The sequence below is a fragment of the Clostridium putrefaciens genome (genome assembly GCF_900461105.1).
GTDB lineage: Bacteria > Bacillota > Clostridia > Clostridiales > Clostridiaceae > Clostridium_L > Clostridium_L putrefaciens.
This window is the reverse complement of record NZ_UFWZ01000001.1, coordinates 1,744,613-1,763,426: the sequence shown is the minus strand read 5'-3', so window position 1 is coordinate 1,763,426 and position 18,814 is coordinate 1,744,613. Positions and strand designations below refer to the sequence as shown.

The following is an 18,814-nucleotide window of genomic DNA, read 5'->3' as shown; positions in this document are numbered from 1 at the left end:
TAAAAAGTTGTTATAACTTTAAGTGTTAATGGCTATACTCTAGAAAAAAAGATTTGAGGTAAATATATGGGTAAATATGAATTGAATTTTGTTTTAGCTAAAATCTCTAATATGAAAAAAACATTATTGCTAGAGACTTATGGAAGCGTAGAGAATATATATAGCAATATTGAAAGACAAAAAGAAAACCATTATCTTAATTATATATGGACGGAATTAGAAGCAAGTATTTATATAAAGACAGAAGAGTTAAATGATATGATATTTAAAAATGATATGAGATACTGCTTTTATAATGAAGACTTATACCCACCTTTTTTAAAAGACATAGAGGAACCTCCTTTTATGTTATTTTACAAAGGAGAAATAAAAAGGGTGCAATGCTCTACCAACATATCAATAATAGGGTCTAGAAAATGTAGTAATTACGGAGAGGAAATAACTAAACAAATAATTAAAGGCTTAAATGGATATGATATAAATATTATAAGTGGTGGAGCTAGAGGAATAGATAGCATAGCTCACAATGTATCACTTAAAGAGGGACTTTATACAACTGCCATATTAGGTTGTGGATTAGATCTTATTTATCCAAAAGAAAATAAAACTTTATATGAAGAAATTTCTAAAAGAGGTTGTGTCATTTCTGAATTTATGCCAGGAACACCACCCTATAAGATTAACTTTCCAAGAAGAAATAGAATAATAAGTGGCCTTAGTAAATTAGTAGTAATAGTAGAAGCAGCAGAGAGAAGTGGAACATTAATAACAGCTAATTATGCATTGCTTCAAGGTAAAGATGTAATGGCTGTGCCAGGTAGCTATTACTGGAAGCAAAGTAGAGGATGCAATGATATCATAAGAGATGGTGCATATATATATACAGGAATAAATGATATATTAGAGCTAGTAGGAATTGATAAAAAGATTAATGATTGTGGTAAAAATAATAAAATCAACTTAAACAAAAGCTTTTTAATGAAGTTTATTGAGGATAGGCCCATACATATAAATGAAATAATTAACAAAAGTAATATTGACATAAAGGTACTGTATGAGTTATTATTTGAAATGCAACTTGCTGAAGAAATAATATGTTTAGCAGGAGACTATTATGTTAAGAAGATTTAAATATGATAATATAAAGTTAAATAGAAAGTACAATAAATATGTATAAGAAATAGTATAAAAGATATCTGTGGGATTATATTACGTAGGGGGTGAAATCTCCATTTCATTATGGAGTATTATATGGGACAAAATTTAGTTATTGTTGAATCACCAGCAAAGGCAAAAACAATCGGTAAGTATTTAGGAAAAAATTATATAGTAGAGGCATCTATGGGACATGTTAGAGATTTGCCTAAAAGTCAACTAGGAGTGGACATAGAAAATAATTATGACCCTAAATATATTACAATAAGAGGTAAGGGTGAATTATTAGATAAGCTAAGAAAACTTGCAAAAAAAAGCGATAAAGTTTATCTTGCAACAGACCCTGATAGAGAGGGAGAAGCTATTTCATGGCATTTAGCCACAGCACTAAAAATAGACAAAAAAGATAAATGTAGAATAGAGTTTAATGAAATTACTAAAACTGCCGTAAAAAATTCTATAAAGAACTCAAGAACTATAGATGAAGATTTAGTAGATGCTCAACAAGCAAGAAGAGTTCTAGATAGGCTAGTTGGATATGAAATAAGCCCAATTTTATGGAGAAATGTAAAGTGGGGACTTAGTGCAGGTAGGGTTCAATCAGCAGCGCTACATTTGATTTGTGATAGAGAAGCAGAAATTGAAAAGTTTATTCCAAAAGAGTATTGGAGTATAGAATGCAGCATTTTAAAGGAAAAAATAAAATTTCCTATAAAACTTACAGGTTATAATAACAAAAAGATAGAAATAAAAGATGAACAAGAAGCTAATAATATTATTGAAGATATAAAAAGCAATGATTTCAAAGTAGAAAAGATTAAGAAGTCTTTAAAAAATAAAAATCCGCTTCCTCCATTTACAACAAGTACATTGCAACAAGAAGCGTATAAAAAGATAAACTTTGCAACTAAAAAAACTATGTCTGTAGCTCAACAACTTTATGAAGGAGTTGAAATAAAGGGCTATGGTACTATTGGTTTAATTACTTATATGAGGACGGATTCTGTACGTATATCTGAGGAAGCTCAAGGATATGCTATGGAATTTATCGAAAGCACCTATGGTAAAGACTATTTACCAAAAGAGCCTAGAGTTTATAAGAGTAAAAAGAATATACAAGATGCCCATGAAGCTATAAGACCTTCAGATATAAATATTACTCCAGAGAAGGTAAAAGCAAGTCTTAAACCAGAACAATATAAATTGTATTTACTTATATGGAATAGATATGTAGGAAGTCAAATGTCATCTTGTATATTAAATACTATTTCAGTAGAGGTAAAGAATGGAGATTATACTTTTAGAGCTAGTGGATCATCAATTAAATTTGAGGGTTTTATGAAAGTGTATGATTATGCTCCTGATACAGAAGAAGAAAACACAAAAATACCTGAGCTTATTGAAGATGAAATTTTAAAATGTTGTGATATAAATCCTAAACAACATTTCACACAGCCTCTTGCTAGGTATACAGAAGCAAGTTTTGTTAAAACCATGGAGGAAAATGGAATAGGAAGACCTAGTACTTATGTACCAACTATATCTACACTCTTTAGCAGGAAATACATTGATAGAGAGAAAAAGAACTTATTACCAACAGATCTAGGTAAAATAGTAAATGATATTATGGAAAAATATTTTAAACAAATAGTTGACATAGAGTTTACTGCTGCAATGGAAAATAAACTAGATAGTGTAGAAGAAGGAACGGAGCCATGGAAAGAAGTTGTAGATGAGTTTTTTAAACCGTTAAAGGAATCTATAGATATAGCTGAAAAAGAGATATGTAAAATAACAATAGAGGATGAAGTAAGTGAAGTACCTTGCGATAAATGCGGCAAACTAATGGTTATTAAACACGGAAGATTTGGTAAGTTTTTAGCTTGTCCTGCATACCCAGAATGTAAAAACACTAAGGCTATAGTGGAAGAACTAAAAGCTCCATGCCCTAAGTGTGGGGGGATATTAGTTGCTAAAAGAAGCAAAAAAGGTAATAGATTTTATGGGTGCTCTAGTTATCCAGAATGTGATTTTATTAGTTGGTTTGAACCTTCAGAAAAAAAGTGCATTAAATGTGGAACATTTATGTATAAAAAATACAGTAAATCTAAAGGGAATTATTTAGAATGCTCTAATGTAGAGTGCAAGTTTAAAGAAATTATAGAAAAACAAGCTGAAGAATAAGTAATTTATCAATAATTAGCAACTTATTACTGATAATTTAATTTTAATATAGTCAAAAATATGTTGAATTAATAAGATTTAGGTTGAAACTTATTCTATAGTATGATATTATGATTTAGGTAAAGCTACGACTATTCTAAATATTTAGAAATGATTAAATATTTAGAATAGTCAATAGACTTAAAAGTTATATAAATGTATATGAATTAGATGTTTTATATAATTTATTGTAAGGAGGAATAAAATGTCTACATTATTGAGTAAAGCAAGAAGCCTAAATAAGATACTTCAAAAATCTGGAGCAGAACCAGTAGTATTTGATGATATTTGTAAGATCCTAAGTGAAGTTCTGGAATGTAATGTTTATATAGTAAGCAGAAAAGGAAAAATACTAGGACATAATTTTTCCAAAGGATTTGAGTGCGATAAAGTAAAAAGAAATGTTTTAGATGAAGGGAGATTCCCAGAAGACTATAACAATAATCTTTTAAATATTCATGAAACAATATCAAATGTTCCAAGTAAGGGAAGTTGTGTCTTTGAAGATAATTGTGAATGCAACTCACTAGAAAAGAATTCTACGATAGTTCCTATAATAGGAAACAGGGATAGAATTGGTACTTTACTTTTAGCTAGATTTGGAGATCTATTTACTGATGATGATTTAGTTTTAGCAGAGTATAGTGCTACAATTGTAGGACTTGAAATGTTAAGAGCTAAGCAAGATGTAATAGAAGAGGAAGCTCGTAAAAAAGCAGTAGTACAATTAGCTATTGGTACCTTATCTTATTCTGAACTAGAAGCTGTAGAACACATATTTAACGAGTTAAATGGAAGTGAAGGTCTGTTAGTAGCTTCTAAAATAGCTGATAAAGTTGGAATCACTAGATCAGTTATCGTAAATGCTCTTAGAAAGTTTGAAAGTGCAGGAGTAATTGAATCGAGATCTTTAGGAATGAAGGGTACACATATAAAGATATTGAATGATAAGTTACTAGATGAATTAAAAAAGATGAAATAAAAAAGGTAAAAGGAATTATCCTTTTACCTTTTTTTTATATCATTTTGGATTAAAAGGATTAAATCAATAAAAATGTTGATGAATTTTAAAATACATATTGCTACTATGATAGCATTATGATATACTATCAAAAGAGAAAATACACACATTGTTCAATTTATAAAGTGGTGCCCTAAGGGTATTTTATGGATATGAGAACGATGGAGGTAAAAACCAAGGAGGTATATAAAATGGCAGTAATTTCAATGAAACAATTATTAGAAGCAGGTGTTCATTTTGGACATCAAACAAGAAGGTGGAACCCTAAAATGGCTCCATATATATTTACTGAAAGAAATGGTATATATATAATCGACCTTCAAAAAACAGTTAAGAAAATAGATAACGCTTATGATTTCATTAGACAATTATCAGTAGATGGAAAAGATATTCTATTTGTTGGAACTAAAAAGCAAGCTCAAGAAGCTATACGTGAGGAAGCTGAAAGATCAGGAATGCATTTTGTTAACAATAGATGGTTAGGTGGAATGTTAACAAACTTTAAAACTATAAAAGCTAGAATAAAAAGATTAAATGACTTAAGAACTATGGAAGAAGATGGAACATTCGACGTTCTTCCAAAGAAAGAAGTAACTCATCTTAGAAATGAAATGGAAAAACTAGAAGCTAATTTAGGTGGAATTCAAAACATGGATGTAAGCAACATTGGAGCATTATTTGTTGTTGACCCAAGAAAAGAAAAAAATGCTGTTTCAGAAGCTAAGATATTAGGAATTCCTGTAGTAGGAATAGTTGACACAAACTGTGATCCAGATGAAGTTGATTATATAATACCAGGAAACGATGATGCAATAAGAGCAGTTAAGTTGATAACTGGAAGAATGGCTGATGCTGTTATAGAAGGAAGACAAGGTGAACAACTAGCTGAATAGTTGATATGAATGGTAGATGAGGTTTAAATCTCATTTGCCATTTAAACTAACTGAATAGGGAGGAATTAAAATGATTACTGCAAAGTCTGTAAAAGAACTAAGAGATATGACTGGTGCTGGAATGATGGATTGCAAAAAAGCTTTAACTGAAGCAGAAGGAAATATGGAAAAAGCAGTTGAAGTATTGAGAGAAAAGGGATTAGCAGCAGCAGCTAAAAAGGCTGGTAGAATTGCTTCAGAAGGAGTAGTTGAAACATTCATTTCTGAAGACAAAAAACAAGCTGGTATGGTTGAATTAAATTGTGAAACTGATTTTGTTTCACTAAATGAAGAGTTTATAAAATTTGCTAAGAGCTTAGCTAAAATGGCTGCAGTTTCTAATGCAAAGAATATTGAAGAATTTATAGAAGAAAAACATATAGATAATAAAGCTAAATCTTTAAAAGAAGTTTTAACTGATTTAATAGCAAAGCTTGGGGAAAATATGAACATTAGAAGATTTGTTAAATTAAATGTTCAAAATGGTGTGATAGCAAGCTATGTTCATGGTGGCGGCAGAATTGGAGTTTTAGTTGAATTAGGATGTGAAAATAGCAACGAAATATTAGAAACAGTTGCTAAAGATGTTGCTATGCAAATTGCAGCAACTAATCCATTATTCTTAGATAAAACATCTGTAGATCAAGTATCAATTGAAAAAGAAAGAGAAATATATAAAGTTCAAGCTTTAAATGAAGGAAAACCTGAAAAGATAGTTGAAAAAATGGTTGAAGGTAGAATTCAAAAATACTATAAAGAAGTTTGTTTAGTTGAGCAAGTTTGGGTAAAAGATGCTGATTACACAATTTCAAAGTATTTGAAAGAAAAGTCCAAGGAAGTAGGATCTGAAATAAAGATTAATAGATTTGAAAGATTCGAAAAGGGCGAAGGAATAGAGAAAAAAGAAGAAAACTTTGCTGAAGAAGTTCAAAAGCAAATGCAGCAGGGAAAATAAAAAAGAGAACACTGCGTGTTCTCTTTTTTTAAAAATATCTATTATAAGCAATAATTTTACGGGGGTTATTATATGGAAGTTTGCAAGTACAAGAGAATAATACTTAAAGTATCTGGAGAAGCACTAGCAGGAGATAATGGATTTGGTATCGACTTTGATGTTGCCACAAGAATAGCTATAGAAATTAAAGAATTAGTGGACATGGGAGTAGAGATAGGTGTTGTTGTTGGAGGCGGAAACATATGGAGAGGAAGAAGTGGCAAAGGCATGGACAGAGCTACAGCAGACTATATGGGGATGCTAGCAACTTGCATAAATGCATTAGCTCTTCAAGATTCTCTTGAAAATGTAGGCGTGCATACTAGGGTGCAAACTGCAATTGAAATGAAGGAAATCGCAGAACCATTTATAAGAAGAAGAGCAATGAGACATTTAGAAAAAGGAAGAGTTGTGATATTTGCTGCAGGAACTGGAAATCCATATTTCTCTACAGATACAACTGCTGCATTAAGAGCTGCAGAAATGGAAGTCGATGTAATATTATTAGCTAAAAAGGTAGATGGAGTTTATGATAAAGATCCCCATAAATATAATGATGCTATAAAGTTTGATAATTTGTCTCATATGGAAGTATTAGAAAAGGGACTACAAGTAATGGATTCAACGGCTGCATCTTTATGTATGGATAATAACATACCTATCTTAGTATTTGGATTAGATAATCCAGGGAATATAAAAAAAGCTATAATGGGTGAAAAATTAGGTACTCTAATATCATCAAAATAATATAGGAGGGTTATTATGATAAAAGATATTATTAAAAAAGCTGAAGACAAGATGAAAAAGACAACAATGGTACTAAAAAGTGATTTATCTACTATGAAGGCAGGTAGGGCAAATCCTACAATGCTCGATAGAATAGAGGTAGAATATTACGGGAGTATGGTACCTTTAAGTCAGGTAGGGAATATTTCTGCCCCAGAACCTAGGGTAATTCTAATCCAGCCTTGGGAAAAATCACTTCTTAAAGATATTGAAAGATCAATTTTAAAATCAGACTTAGGTATAAATCCTTCAAATGATGGAACTGTTATAAGACTTATGGTACCAGAGCTTACTGAGGAAACTAGGAAAAATCTAGTTAAAAATATAAAAAAATCAGGGGAAGATTCTAAGGTTGCCATAAGATCTATAAGAAGAGAAAGTAACGATAAAATAAAGAATATGAAAAAAGATGGAAGTCTTTCAGAAGATGAAGTTAAAAATGTAGAAGATGATATACAAAAGCTTACAGACAGCTATATAAAACAAGTGGACATTATAATAGATGATAAAGAAAAAGAAGTAATGTCAGTATAGTTAAATATCTTTAAGTTTAAAATAAATAAAACCTGCTTTGCGGGTTTTATTTAATATTTTTTTAGTATTGGGGGCATTGTAATTGTTTAATATATTTAAGAAAAGATCTATTAAGATAAATGAACAGCTAAAATTAGATATGGATAATATACCAAAACATATAGCTATAATCATGGATGGAAATGGAAGATGGGCAAAAGAAAAGAATTTACCAAGATCCATGGGACATAAAGCTGGGGTAGAGACAATAAGGTGTATTGTTAAAGAATGTAATAAATTAGGAGTAAAGTATTTAACGTTATATGCCTTCTCTACAGAAAACTGGAAGAGACCAAAGGAAGAAATAAATACATTAATGGGACTTTTGATTCAGTATTTAAGAAATGAATTTAATGAATTACATGAAAATGGTGTAGTTATAAATCATATTGGAGATATAACAAAATTACCTTTATCATGCCAAAAAGAACTTATTAGTGCATATGAAAAAACTAAAAACAATACAGGCGTAACTATGAATTTAGCTTTGAACTATGGTGGAAGAGATGAAATAGTCTATGCTGTTAACAGCTTGATTAAAGACTTTAGCGAAAAAGGCATATTAAAACAACCAATAGATGAAAAAACTTTTAATAAGTATCTTTATACAAAAGATATGCCAGATCCAGATTTAATAATAAGACCAAGTGGAGAACAACGAATAAGTAATTTTTTATTATGGCAGTGTGCTTATTCTGAGTTTTGGTATTCTAATATATACTGGCCAGATTTTGGGGTGAAAGATCTCCATAAGGCTATAGCAGACTATCAAATGAGAGATAGAAGATTTGGTAGGGTAAAATAAAGAATGTAGGTGGTAAGTTGAAATCTAATAATAGGTATCTAGGTGCATTAATGTTATCTCCTCTTATTGTGTTTTTATTTATAGGAGGACCGTATTTGAAAGTTATGTCTTTAGCTTTGTCCTTAATTGGAATGTATGAAATATATAATGCAGCTAAAGCTGTAAATATTAAACCTATGCCAATACTAGGGTATATAGCTTGTGTTTTTTATTATATATTTAATTCAAATTCCGAGATATCATTATTTATTATTATACTATTAATTTTTATCCTTTTAATAAATTCAGTATTAAATGTGAAGTATAATTTTATAGATATATCTGTAACGTTATTAGGGTTTATTTATTGCGGGATATTCTTTAGTTTTATTTCATTAGTAAATCAGATGCAATATGGAAAATACATGGTATGGATAATATTTTTATCTTCATGGATTTGTGATACGGCAGCTTATTATACAGGTAGAATTTTTGGGAAAAGAAAATTATGTCCTAAGGTAAGTCCTAAAAAGACTATAGAAGGATCTATTGGAGGACTAATTGGTAGTATGGTAGTTTGTGGTGCTTTTGGATTTTTTATAAGTAAGAGTGTACCAATAGCAAATTATCATTATGTTATATTGGGATTATTAGGTGCCATAGCAGGTCAATTTGGTGATTTATCAGCATCAGCTATAAAAAGATATGTAGGTATAAAAGATTATAGTAACTTAATACCAGGTCATGGTGGAATATTAGACAGATTTGATAGTATACTATTCTCGTCTGTAATGGTGTTTTATTATCTTCATTTTATATTACAGCTTTAATTATAAAATTAACATTTTTAACCTATAAAAAAGAGTCTTATATTCATATAAGACTCTTTTTTATGCGAAATATTTAATCACATATGAATAATTAAATAGAATAAATTGAATATATCGACTAGTTGTAATATACTAAAAGAAGGTCACAAAAGTTATTTATAGGAAGTTATAACTAATTAAATTAACTTCTTATAAAAAATATAGGGGAGGGTTATATGGTTAAGGAATTAGAACAACTTATTGATATGGCTAAGAATAAACCTGTTAAAACTATTTCCGTAGCTGTTGCGGATGATAGTGAAATATTAAAAGCTGTAGCAAAAGCTGTTAATTTAGGAATTGTAAATGCTACGTTAGTTGGAAATAAACAAAGAATTGAATCTATTTTAAAAGATGAAAATATATTACTTAAAGGTGCGAAAATTATAAATGAAGAGAATAGTAAAAATGCAGCAAAGATTGCAGTAGAAGAGGTATCCTTAGGAAAAGCTGATTTTATAATGAAAGGAATGATAAATACTGCAGATTTATTAAAAGCGGTACTTGATAAAAAAGCAGATCTTAGAGGTAAAGGGATACTTTCACATGTTATGGTTTACGAAACACCAACTTATCATAAATTACTCTTTTTAACAGATGGAGGAATGATACCTTATCCAGATGTTAATGATAAAGTTGCAATAATAAATAATGCGGTGTTTGTTGCAAGTAGCCTTGGAATTCAAACTCCTAAGGTGGCAGCCATATGCGCTGTTGAAACCGTTAACCCTTCCATGCAATCTACATTAGATGCCTCTATGTTATCTCAAATGAATAAAAGAGGACAAATAAAAGGGTGTTTAGTTGATGGACCATTAGGACTTGATAATTCAATATCTAAAGAGGCTGCAAATCATAAAGGGATTAAAAGTGAAGTTGCAGGAGATGCTGATATACTACTTGTTCCAAATATAGAATCTGGTAACTTTTTAGGAAAGTCATTAACTTATTTTGGAAATGCTAAAAGTGCAGGTATAATCGTGGGAGCTAAATGTCCGATAGTTTTGGTATCAAGAGCAGATTCAGCAATGTCAAAGCTATATTCCATAGCACTTGGAGCGCTGATGGACTAATTTTTAGGAGGAGATTTTATGAAAGTTATAATGTCAGGAAATGAAGCTATTGCAAGAGGTGCCTATGAAGCAGATTGTAAAATTGCATCAGGATATCCTGGTACACCTAGCACAGAAATATTAGAGAACTTTGCTACTTATGAAGGGGTTTATGCAGAATGGGCACCAAATGAGAAGGTAGGATTCGAAGTTGCGTCTGGAGCATCTATAGGTGGAGCTAGAAGCTTATCAGCTATGAAACATGTAGGACTCAATGTAGCAGCAGATCCACTCTTTACCATGGCTTATGAAGGTGTTAATGGTGGCTTTGTAGTAGTAACTGCAGATGATCCAGGTATGCACTCATCTCAAAATGAGCAAGACAATAGACTATATGCACCCCATTCAAAGATAGCACTTATAGAACCTTCTGATTCAGATGAGTGTAGAATATTTATGAAAGAAGCCTTTAAGATAAGTGAAGATTTTGATACTGTTGTTTTATTTAGAAGTACTACTAGAATTTCTCACTCGAAAGGACCTGTTGAACTTGGAGAAAAGCTAGAGGTTCCTGTTAAACCCTATGTAAAAAACATATCAAAATATGCTATGATACCTGCTAATTCCAGAAAGAAACATTATGAGGTAGAAGAAAGGTTAGAAAGATTAAGAGAACTCTCTAATATAACATTTTTAAATAAGGTAGAGATGAATGATAAATCTATAGGAATAATAACTAGTGGTATAAGCTATCAGTATGCCAAAGAAGTTTTCGGTAATGATGCATCTTATCTTAAAATAGGAATGAGTTATCCTCTGCCAGATAAATTAATAAAAGATTTTTCTAGAAAAGTGGACAAACTTTATGTAATAGAAGAAAATGAACCTTATTTAGAAAATGCTATAAAGGTAATGGGAATAGATTGTATAGGTAAAGATATAATTCCTATATGTGGAGAATTGAATCCAGAAATTATAAGAGAAGCTATTTTAGGTAAAAAATCGGATTCGAATTATATAACGGATATAGTTCCACCATCAAGACCTCCAGTGCTTTGTGCTGGGTGTCCACATAGAGGAATGTTTTATGCCGTATCAAAATATAAGGATATAATAGCTACAGGGGATATAGGGTGCTATACTCTTGGAATGATGCCACCACTTAGTGTTACAGATACAGTTATTTGTATGGGAGCTTCTATTTCATCAGGACTTGGGATGCAAAAGGCAAGGGAACTATCTGGAGATAAATCAAAGGTGTTTGCATTTATAGGTGACTCAACATTCTTTCACTCTGGAATAACAGGACTTATAGATTCTGTTTATAACGGAATTCCAATAGTTACATGTATATTAGATAATAGGATTACAGGTATGACAGGTCATCAAGAAAATCCTGGTACAGGGAAAACACTTCAACGTAAAAATGCACCTATAATAGATATCGAAGGATTAGTATTATCCTTGGGAATTAAAAAAGAGAACTTGAGGGTTGTAGATCCTTATGATTTAAAGGTTACTGAAGCTGCTGTAAAAGAAGCTTATGAAAGTGAAGAGCCTTTTGTTATAATAGCAAAGCAGCCCTGCGCTTTGATAAAAGATGTAATAAAGTACAGAGCACATATGAAGTGCAAAATAGATCCTATAAAATGCAAAAAGTGCAAAGCCTGTTTAAAGGTTGGATGCCCTGCATTAAATTATAAAGATGGAATTGTAAGCATAGATAAAGATATGTGTAATGGGTGCGAAATATGTAAGCAGGTATGTAAGTTCGGAGCTATTGAAAAGGTAGGTGAATAAAATGAGTAATACTAAAAATATTTTATTTGTAGGTGTAGGGGGTCAAGGAACCATATTAGCATCTAAGGTATTGACAGAAGGACTTTTGAATTTTGGTTATGACGTAAAAATGTCAGAAGTACACGGAATGGCGCAAAGAGGAGGAAGTGTAACAACTCAAGTAAGGTATGGAGAATGTGTTTGTTCACCATTAATTGAAAAAGGAACTGTAGATGTAATTGTTTCATTTGAAAAAAGTGAGGCTGCCAGATGGGTTTCTTATTTAAAAGACGAGGGTACTTTGATAGTTAATGATTATGAAATATATCCTATTACTGTACTTATAGGTATGGAAGGTTATCCCAAAGAGGTTAGCAGTAGATTGAAAGCTTTGGTTAAAAACACTGTTATTGTTGATGCTTATACTATGGCAAAGGATCTTGGGAATATAAAAGCTCAAAACATTATTTTATTAGGGGCGTTAATTAAAGCATTAAATTTAGAAGATATGGATTGGGGAAAAGTTTTGGAAAACAATGTGCCTAATAAAGCATTAGATCTTAATAAGAAGGCATTTAAAATAGGGTTAGAGTTTTAAAACTAATAAAACTAATAAAACTAATAAAACAAAAAAATGGAGAGTCAAATCTCCACTTTTTTGTTATTTTACAACTTTTATATATTCTACCTTCGGATCTTCTGTACCTTGAACATAAAGCCCTGCATCTTTAAGTTCATTTACATAGCTTATTATTTCTTCAGTGATTTTTTCTCCAGGACATAAAATTGGAATTCCTGGTGGATAAGCTAATAAAAATTCACCGCTAATTAAACCTATACTATCATCTAGAAGAATTGATTCCTTATTGCTGTTAAAAGCATCTCTAGGTATTAATATTCTTTCAGGTATAGACGGTATATCAATAAAATCTGGCTTTTTAGAATTTTTATATGAGTACTCTGCACTTATTTCTTTTAAGGCTTCTATAAGTTTATCTATGCTTTCTTTAGTATCTCCAAAAGAGCCTACTGCCAAAACATTATAAAGATCTGAAAGCTCCATTTGAATATGATATTTTGTAGACAAAATCATATCTAAATCATATCCTGTAATACCTAAGTCTCTACAAGTAATTGTAAGCTTTGTGGGATCTAGTGAAAATACTCCAGGGGATTCTAATATTTCATCACCAAAACAATAAAGTCCTGGTATTTTATTTATCTCATCTCTAGCATAGCTACAAAGTGCTAATGAACCTTCAAGCAGTTCTTTACCATGAAGTGCAATCTGACGCCTAGAACAATCTAATGACGCCATGAGTATATAAGATGGCGAGGTTGTTTGTAATAAATTTAGAATCTGTTGAACTCTTGAAGAATCTATATATTTTGAGTTAACATGTAATAAAGAACATTGAGTTAAAGCACCTATTATTTTATGTGTACTTTGAGCACATATATCAGCACCAGCATCTATTGCAGATAGTGGTAATTTATCATTAAATCTTAAGTGAGGACCATGTGCTTCATCTACAATTAAAGGTATATCATAACTATGAACGATTTCAGCTATACGCTTTAAATCTGTAGCTACACCATAGTAAGTAGGGTTTATTATCAAAACTGCCTTTGTTTCAGGATGGTCTTTTAAGGTTGCTTCTACAGTCTCTGGGGTTACACCTTGAGCTATACCTAAGTTCTTATCTAATTCAGGCTGCATATATACCGGGGTAGCGCCACTTAGGATAATTCCAGCAGTAACAGATTTATGTACATTTCTTGGAACTAATAATGTATCACCGGAACCTACTGCGGACATTATCATAGCTTGAATTGCACCAGAAGTTCCATGGATTGAGAAAAATGCATCTTCTGATCCATAGGCATCTGCTGCCAGTTCTTGAGCCTTTTTTATGGGACCTGTAGGGTGATGAAGACTATCCACTAGCTTAAATACAGTTACATCAATTTTAAATGGATTTATACCCATAAAACTTTTAAATTCTTCATCCATACCAATGCCCTTTTTATGGCCAGGAACGTGAAATGGTATAGTTTCTCTATTTACATATTCCATTAAAGAATCAAACAATGGGGTTTCATTTTGATCTAATTTATACACCTTACTATAGCACCTTCTTTCCTGTTATAATCTAATAAATATTTAAATTTACATCTCTTGAAAAACAATATTATTATATGTTATATAGTGCTTAAATGCAATATCAAAAGGTAATAAAAAAATATAATATGTGCTATTTATAAATACTTGGGTGTACTTATAAGATCTTTTTTAGTATAATAGGTTTGTTAAGAATTTCTAGGAGGATAATAATATGTATCATTATAAGGTATATGAGGAATGGTTAAGTTCAAAGTTCATTGATAATAATACTAAAGGTGAGCTAATTTCAATTAAGAATAATCAAACAGAAATAATTGATAGATTTTATAAAGATTTAGAATTTGGAACTGGTGGGTTAAGAGGATTAATGGGTGCTGGAACAAATAGAATGAATTTATATACTGTAGGTAAAGCAACAGAAGGTTTAGCTCAATATTTAAATAGCACATATAAAGAGTCTTCCGTAGCCATTGCTTATGATTCACGAAATATGTCAAAAGAGTTTTCTGAAAAAACAGCACTAACGCTTTGTGCTAATGGGATCAAGTGTTACTTATTTGAATATTTAAGGCCAACTCCTATGCTTTCTTATGCATTGAGGCAGCTACACTGTAATGCAGGGATAGTGATAACCGCTTCCCATAACCCTAAAGAATATAATGGATATAAAGTATATGGTGAAGACGGGGGACAAATTACTGATACTAAGGCTAAAGATATATATAAATATATTAATAACGTCAAAGTATTTGAAGGGGTCAAAACAATAAAAAAGGAACTAGCAATAGAAAAGAATTTATTTAATATTATTGGAGAAGACATAGATTCTTCTTATATAGATAAAGTAAAAAGGTTATCTATAAGAAAAGATATGATAAAGGAAAATGCAAAGAACCTTAAAATAATATACACACCTATACATGGCTCAGGTAATATACCAATGAGAAATATGTTAAAACAATTAGGGTATACAGATGTACATGTGGTTAAAAAGCAAGAAGAGCCAAATGGGGATTTTCCAACAGTAGAGTATCCAAACCCAGAAGACCCTAAATCTTTTGAGCTAGCTATAAATCTGGCTTATGAAATAAAGCCTGATATAATATTTGGAACAGATCCAGATTGTGATAGAATTGGGGTAGTAGTATTTGATAAAGAAGAATATAAATCATTAAGTGGAAATGAAATAGGCATTCTTTTATCTAATTATATTATGCAATCTTTAAAAGAAAGCAGTTTAATGCCAAGGAACCCAATTATATTAAAAACTATTGTTACTACAGATCTAGTAAAAAAGATAGCAAAAGATTATAATGTGGAAGTTATGGATGTGCTTACTGGATTTAAGTATATAGGAGAAAAGATTACAGAATATGAAAATAATAAACAAAAAGATTTTATATTTGCATTCGAAGAGAGCTATGGGTATCTAGCAGGAGATTTTGTGCGGGATAAAGATGCAATTATAACAGCTATGTTAATATCAGAAATGACATTATATTATAAAGAAAAAGGGAAAACTTTATATGATGCCTTGCTTGAAATATATAATAGATATGGTTATTATAAAGAAAAGCTTATATCTATTAAATTACAAGGTAAAGAAGGACAAGATAAAATTGAAAGATGTATAGATTACTTAAGACATTCAATGAAACCTACTATAAATAATGTTAATATAATAAAGAAGTTAGACTATAAAACTGGAGTTGAAAAAGATCTTATTAAAATAGAAGAAAAAATCATAGGTCTTCCAAAATCAAATGTACTTAAATTTATATTAAAGGATGAATCCTGGTTTGTTGTTAGACCTTCAGGTACGGAACCTAAAATTAAAATTTATATTTCAGCATGGTCTTATGATAGCATTGACGCTGAAGAAAAAATTGTTAAATTAGAACATAGCATAATGGATATAGTAAATAATGCTATGGATATAGAACATTAGTTATGTTTAAAATTAAAAAGGTAATAGAATGATTATTAAATAAGGAGGGTTTTTTTGGATATAAACTCTAAATTCAAACAAAAACTACAAAAGTTAATTTTTATAGAAGTTAAAAAAGAAGTGGTAGAAGAACTTTTCAACACAAAATTAATAAACAAAGATAATATATTTATACCTGTAGAGTCTTCTTATATTACTAAAGAAATTGTAGAAACTTTAAAATTAGAAAGTATACCTTTAAATAAAATAGTAAAATCTATATTTTTAATACTAGGTGCAGATAGTGAGTTTGAATATAACAATATATATAAAGCCTTAGTTATAAAAAATGAAGAATCTATAAAGTACGTAAAGGGTGAAATAGCATGCTATGTTAAAGAAAAGAATTATGAAGATGCATATGTGCTACTTAAGGGATTAATTTCAGTAGATGATGATGAAGAAAATATTGAAAAGGCTATATGGATACTAGAAATATTAAGAACAAAAGAAAATGAATTTATAAAAGAAGAATTAGAACTTATTGACTATTTAAAAACTATAAATAGTTATGATCTCCCATACTTTTATGAAGCATTAATATATAAAGATGAAGAAGAGTATGAAAATGCAATACTAGCTATTGAAGAATGTGTAAAGCGGGAAGGAGAGTTTAAGACTCAATCACTACATCTTAAAGAGACTATACTTCAATCATTAAATTATCAAGATGGAAAAGAATTGATTTATGATGATCCTAAAAAGGCATTAGAAAAGTTATTGCCTTTAGTAAAAGATCATGAAGAAAATCCTATGCTTTTTTATCATATAGCTGTAGCTTATAGGATTACAGGCAATTATCAAAAGGCTATATACTATTTAAATGAAAGTAGATCAATAGATAGTGATATTTTAGAGGTAGTAAATGAATTAGGACTTAATTATGCTTCTATAGGTGATTATAACAATTCTATTATATATTTTAAGAAAGGATTTGAGGTATCTCAAAGTATTGAATTTTGTACAAATTTAGCAGTTTCTTATTTAAAAATAGGAGATAAAAAGAATGCTGAAGTATATATTTCAAAAGGTAAAGAAATAAGTCCAGAAGATGATATAATTAAAGAGATAGAAAAAACTATTAAATAATAAAATTAAAAGAGTTTTATAAAATTAAATCAATAATTTTATAAAATTATTTCAATGTATGGAGGAAACTAATGGAATTAAAAGAATATATTTTTATAATAAAGAAAAGATTTAAAATCATTTTAGGAATTACTCTACTTGCAACAATCTTAAGTGCTGTAATCAGCATATTTGTTATTAAACCAACTTATAAATCAGATATATCAGTTATAATAGGAAAGAGCGAGGTTAGTGAATCACAAAACCAAAATCAAAATTATAATGATGTAATAATGTATCAAAAGATGGTTAAAACTTATAGCGAATTTGCGAAATCAAGAACTGTATCAGAAGATGTAATTGAAAAATTAAAACTTGATATTACACCTGTGGATCTATTATCAATGGTTACAGTAGCTCCAAAAGGAGACACTGAGTTTTTAACAATTACCGTTAAGGCAAAAGATCCAGAAGAAGCAAGAAAAATAGCAAATCAATTATCCTTATCTTTGAAAAGTGTAAGTAAAGCAGCTAAAAAAGCTGATAATGTTCAGTTGCTAGATGAAGCTTCACTTGCAAGTTCTAAGGATAGCCCTAAAATATTTTTTAATATTATTATAGCTCTTTTTTTAGGGGTTATGATGTCGGTAGGTTTGGTATTTATTATAGAGTATTTAGATAATACAGTAAAAACAGAACAAGATATCGAAAAATTACTAGAGGTGCCAGTAATAGGTATAATCCCTCTAACAGAAGAAGAAAGGTAGGACTAACTATGATTGATGATATAATTACAGTTAAAAATCCTAAATCTAGATCCGCTGAAGCGTACAGAACTTTAAGAACAAATATACAATTTTCATCTATAGATGGAGATAATTTAAAGACTATACTTGTAACTTCATCAGGACCAGGAGAAGGAAAAAGTACTGTAGCTATAAATTTAGCAATAACTATAGCTCAAAGTGGAAAAAGGGTTCTTTTATTAGATTGTGATTTTAGGAAACCCTCAATACATAAAAAATTAGGTTTGCCAAACAGAGAAGGACTAACTAATATATTAATAAAAGATAAAGATATGGACGAATGTATTTTGTCTACATCAACATCTAACTTATTCGTTTTAACTAGTGGGGCAATGCCTCCTAATCCATCCGAATTACTAGGAACGAAAAAGATGAAAGATACCATTATAAATCTTGAGGAACTTTTTGATATAATTATAATTGATTCCCCGCCAGTTATAGCGGTAACAGATGCACAGATACTATCTACTGTAGTAAATGGTGTAATAATGGTAGCAGCATATGGTAAAGCGGAGAAGGTAGCATTAATGAAATCTAAAGAGCTAATATATAAGGTTGGTGGAAAATTACTTGGAGTAGTTTTAAATAAGGTTCCTACGGATTCGCAGGAATATTATTATGGGAATTACTATAATGAATATGAAAGCAATTAATATAGGA

General features: G+C 30.2%; 17 protein-coding genes. 16 read left to right on the top strand and 1 reads right to left on the bottom strand.

What is annotated here, in order from left to right:
• Positions 1-66: 66 nt before the first annotated feature.
• From dprA to DY168_RS07630, 12 genes are all read left to right on the top strand, one after another.
• On the top strand, positions 67-1,131 hold the full coding sequence (gene dprA, locus DY168_RS07685; protein ID WP_115641236.1) for a DNA-processing protein DprA: 1,065 nt from the start codon (positions 67-69) through the stop codon (positions 1,129-1,131).
• Positions 1,132-1,251: 120 nt separating this feature from the next.
• Positions 1,252-3,339 (top strand): type I DNA topoisomerase, encoded by a 2,088-nt coding sequence (gene topA / locus DY168_RS07680; RefSeq protein ID WP_115641235.1) that lies wholly within the window; start codon positions 1,252-1,254, stop codon positions 3,337-3,339.
• A 244-nt stretch (positions 3,340-3,583) separates the two neighbouring features.
• On the top strand, positions 3,584-4,360 hold the full coding sequence (gene codY / locus DY168_RS07675; RefSeq protein ID WP_115641234.1) for a GTP-sensing pleiotropic transcriptional regulator CodY: 777 nt from the start codon (positions 3,584-3,586) through the stop codon (positions 4,358-4,360).
• A 230-nt stretch (positions 4,361-4,590) separates the two neighbouring features.
• Positions 4,591-5,292 carry a 30S ribosomal protein S2 gene (gene rpsB / locus DY168_RS07670; RefSeq protein WP_115641233.1) on the top strand — a complete coding sequence of 234 codons (702 nt, stop codon included), beginning with the start codon at positions 4,591-4,593 and terminating at the stop codon, positions 5,290-5,292.
• Positions 5,293-5,362: 70 nt separating this feature from the next.
• The gene (gene tsf / locus DY168_RS07665) at positions 5,363-6,286 is read left to right on the top strand and encodes a translation elongation factor Ts (RefSeq protein WP_115641232.1); all 924 of its coding nucleotides are present in this window, start codon (positions 5,363-5,365) and stop codon (positions 6,284-6,286) included.
• Between the two features lie 72 nt (positions 6,287-6,358).
• Positions 6,359-7,072: a UMP kinase gene (pyrH, locus tag DY168_RS07660; RefSeq protein ID WP_115641231.1), complete on the top strand. Its 714-nt coding sequence runs from the start codon at positions 6,359-6,361 to the stop codon at positions 7,070-7,072.
• A gap of 15 nt (positions 7,073-7,087) precedes the next feature.
• Positions 7,088-7,645 (top strand): ribosome recycling factor, encoded by a 558-nt coding sequence (gene frr / locus DY168_RS07655; protein ID WP_115641230.1) that lies wholly within the window; start codon positions 7,088-7,090, stop codon positions 7,643-7,645.
• Positions 7,646-7,784: 139 nt separating this feature from the next.
• Complete coding sequence (locus DY168_RS07650) at positions 7,785-8,489, top strand: isoprenyl transferase (protein ID WP_242984169.1); 705 nt, start codon at positions 7,785-7,787, stop codon at positions 8,487-8,489.
• A 17-nt stretch (positions 8,490-8,506) separates the two neighbouring features.
• Positions 8,507-9,298 (top strand): phosphatidate cytidylyltransferase, encoded by a 792-nt coding sequence (locus DY168_RS07645; RefSeq protein ID WP_242984083.1) that lies wholly within the window; start codon positions 8,507-8,509, stop codon positions 9,296-9,298.
• A gap of 215 nt (positions 9,299-9,513) precedes the next feature.
• Positions 9,514-10,410, top strand: coding sequence for a phosphate butyryltransferase (locus DY168_RS07640; protein ID WP_115641228.1), 897 nt, complete (start codon positions 9,514-9,516; stop codon positions 10,408-10,410).
• Positions 10,411-10,428: 18 nt separating this feature from the next.
• Positions 10,429-12,189 carry an indolepyruvate ferredoxin oxidoreductase subunit alpha gene (gene iorA, locus DY168_RS07635; protein WP_115641227.1) on the top strand — a complete coding sequence of 587 codons (1,761 nt, stop codon included), beginning with the start codon at positions 10,429-10,431 and terminating at the stop codon, positions 12,187-12,189.
• A 1-nt stretch (position 12,190) separates the two neighbouring features.
• Positions 12,191-12,766 (top strand): indolepyruvate oxidoreductase subunit beta, encoded by a 576-nt coding sequence (locus DY168_RS07630; protein ID WP_115641226.1) that lies wholly within the window; start codon positions 12,191-12,193, stop codon positions 12,764-12,766.
• A gap of 63 nt (positions 12,767-12,829) precedes the next feature.
• Here the strand turns inward: DY168_RS07630 and DY168_RS07625 are convergent, their stop codons facing one another.
• On the bottom strand, positions 12,830-14,290 hold the full coding sequence (locus DY168_RS07625; protein ID WP_115641225.1) for an aminotransferase class I/II-fold pyridoxal phosphate-dependent enzyme: 1,461 nt from the start codon (positions 14,288-14,290) through the stop codon (positions 12,830-12,832).
• A 214-nt stretch (positions 14,291-14,504) separates the two neighbouring features.
• Here DY168_RS07625 and DY168_RS07620 point away from each other — a divergent pair, with 214 nt between their 5' ends.
• The 4 genes from DY168_RS07620 to DY168_RS07605 all read left to right on the top strand — a co-directional run bounded on the left by DY168_RS07620 (position 14,505) and on the right by DY168_RS07605 (position 18,807).
• On the top strand, positions 14,505-16,241 hold the full coding sequence (locus DY168_RS07620) for a phospho-sugar mutase (RefSeq protein ID WP_115641224.1): 1,737 nt from the start codon (positions 14,505-14,507) through the stop codon (positions 16,239-16,241).
• A 54-nt stretch (positions 16,242-16,295) separates the two neighbouring features.
• Entirely contained in the window at positions 16,296-17,369 is a 1,074-nt protein-coding gene (locus DY168_RS07615; RefSeq protein WP_115641223.1) for a tetratricopeptide repeat protein, read from the top strand.
• A 71-nt stretch (positions 17,370-17,440) separates the two neighbouring features.
• On the top strand, positions 17,441-18,115 hold the full coding sequence (locus tag DY168_RS07610; RefSeq protein WP_115641222.1) for a YveK family protein: 675 nt from the start codon (positions 17,441-17,443) through the stop codon (positions 18,113-18,115).
• An 8-nt stretch (positions 18,116-18,123) separates the two neighbouring features.
• Positions 18,124-18,807 (top strand): CpsD/CapB family tyrosine-protein kinase, encoded by a 684-nt coding sequence (locus DY168_RS07605; protein ID WP_115641221.1) that lies wholly within the window; start codon positions 18,124-18,126, stop codon positions 18,805-18,807.
• The last annotated feature ends 7 nt before the right edge of the window (positions 18,808-18,814 follow it).